Below are 2294 nucleotides of genomic sequence, written 5' to 3'. Positions count from 1 at the left end.
GGCTAAAAATTTCAGGCGCACAGTGGAAATCGGAAAGTGTTTCCCAAATGTTACAACTGCGTTGTGCCTACCTGAATGGCGAATTTGCAGTTTAATATTTTTGTTTTTACCAAATCGGGATGCTCCCCCAGAGGAGTGCGATCGCGCGGGATTCTCACGGAAGCTTTGTTACAGGGACTTCAGCCAGAACGGGAACCCATTGGTAATTGGATCAGCAGCTATTCACTGATTCGCTTTCTCGATCGCCAAATTGACACCAACCCCCTCCTACGGCAGCAAATTCCCCTACATCACCACACGGGTACAGAAATTAAGTTTTGGCAGGGCAAAGCAGAGGGCGCAAGCTTGCCCACTTCAACATTAGGATGGTGGAAATCTCTTTGTCAGCAACGCTTAGAAAAGCAACACGCCATCAGCAGCAAATCTATAAGACGAATTGCGCCCAAAATAGAAGATGTTTATGTGCCCCTTGGCTTGGTGGAACGCAAAGAAAAAAGTCGCCAAAAAGAAGGGGAAGAACTTGATGCAGCACGGGGTTCTACTTTGTATGCAGAAACCGGAATAACCCGCAGCTTTCAGCATGATGAATTTTTAGAGAATGTATTGCGACGCGGCGACAGTCCCAAAAGTAAAGGAACGCGATTAGTTATTTTAGGGGAACCAGGGGCGGGAAAAACCACCTTACTCCAGCAAGCCTCTCGTTGGGTAGCAGCAGAAATTGAGGATGCGATTGTTTTGTGGGTGTCGCTGGCAGATTTGCCGGGGGGAAATTTAAAGGATTATTTATTAGAAATATGGCTACAGTATCCCGTGGAAATTGCGGGTAAAGCCAGTGTTACTGAAACCGATAAAAATGATTTGATTGGGCAGTTTCATCAAGGGCGAGTGTGGCTGTTTCTCGATGGGGCTGATGAAATGGCCACCGATATCAGCAACCCACTTTCTGAAATTGATAAACAAATTAGCAATTCAGGTTTTTTAAATAAAGCGCGAATTTTGCTTACTTGTCGGCTCAATTTGTGGGATGCTGGCAGTAACCCTCTCGCTGAATTCGATGTTTACCGGACGTTAGATTTTGACTATCCGGTACAGGTAGAGCAGTTTATTAATAGTTGGTTTACCGCTTTGGGGGAAACGGAGCGGACAGAAATTGCCAGAGGTGAGCAACTTTGTACGGCATTAAAGGAATCGGGAAAAGAGCGGATTCAGGATTTAGTTAAAAATCCTTTGCGATTAACTTTGCTCTGTTTTACCTGGAAAGAAAGAGACGGAAAATTACCGGATACCAAAGCGAAACTGTATAAACAGTTTGTGGAAGCTCTATATAAATGGAAGCAAGAAGAGTGGAAAAGAAATAAATTTTCCGTTAAATTTGAGGACAAAAAAAGCCTGGAACAAGCGCTGAGTCAGTTGGCGCGTGAAGCGATTGATAAAGAACGGACTCGATTTCGCTTGGGGTACAATTTTGTCTGTCAGTTTTTGGGAGAACGGGATGATGAAAACTCGCTGTTAAGATTGGCGGAAAAAATTGGTTTATTAAATCAGGTGGGGGTAGATGCAGATAACCCAGATCGGCCGGTTTATGCGTTTTATCATGCGTCATTTCAGGAGTATTTTGCCGCGTTGGGGGTAGATGATTGGGGTTATTTTTTACATCATGTACCCGATAATCCAGGGTTGGGGACTTATCGGATTTTTGAGAAGCAGTGGAAAGAGGTGATTTTGCTCTGGTTTGGGCGGGAGGATGTGGAGAAGGAGAAGAAAGAGGAGTTTATCGAAAATTTGGTAAATTTTGATGATGGTTGTGGCGACTGGAATTATCCGAAAGTGGATAGAGGTTTCTATGAATATCGTGCTTATTTTCTAGCGGGGGCAATAGTTCCTGAGTTTAAAGATAGTCGTTTGGCTGATGAAATTGTTAGTCAAATTTTTAAAAGTTGCGTTAGTTATCTGTATTCAATTAAAACAGGAGCCAACGCAGTCTTAGTAGAAACTGATAGATCAAGGGCAATCAATCATTTAATCCGCCTCCTTGATGAAACTTCTGATGAATCTACCCGAAGGAGTGTTGCCGATAATTTGGGTAAAATCGCGGGGGAAAATGAGGGGGCAATCAATCGTTTAATCCTCCTTGATGAAACTTCTGATGAATCTACCCGAAGGAGTGGGCTCTTTCGGCATCCTGTGGTAAAATGTATCAGATACTACATTTTACTAGGTTGCGACCAATGGATCTTCACTTAGATATTTTATTAAATTTACCGAATGTAAGTGTTTTTACTTGTTATGATCGA

Annotated in this window: 1 protein-coding gene; it reads left to right on the top strand. The window is 43.0% G+C overall.

Features of this window, described 5'->3' with window-relative positions; translation table 11 throughout:
• Positions 1 to 75 precede the first annotated feature (75 nt).
• Positions 76 to 2244 carry an NACHT domain-containing protein gene (locus PY364_RS13070; protein ID WP_275523085.1) on the top strand — a complete coding sequence of 723 codons (2169 nt, stop codon included), beginning with the start codon at positions 76 to 78 and terminating at the stop codon, positions 2242 to 2244.
• The last annotated feature ends 50 nt before the right edge of the window (positions 2245 to 2294 follow it).

This window comes from Kamptonema sp. UHCC 0994 (assembly GCF_029167235.1).
In the GTDB taxonomy this organism is placed as follows: domain Bacteria; phylum Cyanobacteriota; class Cyanobacteriia; order Cyanobacteriales; family Microcoleaceae; genus Kamptonema.
The sequence above is the reverse complement of the archived record's forward strand: the minus strand, read 5'-3'. Positions and strand labels throughout refer to the sequence as shown.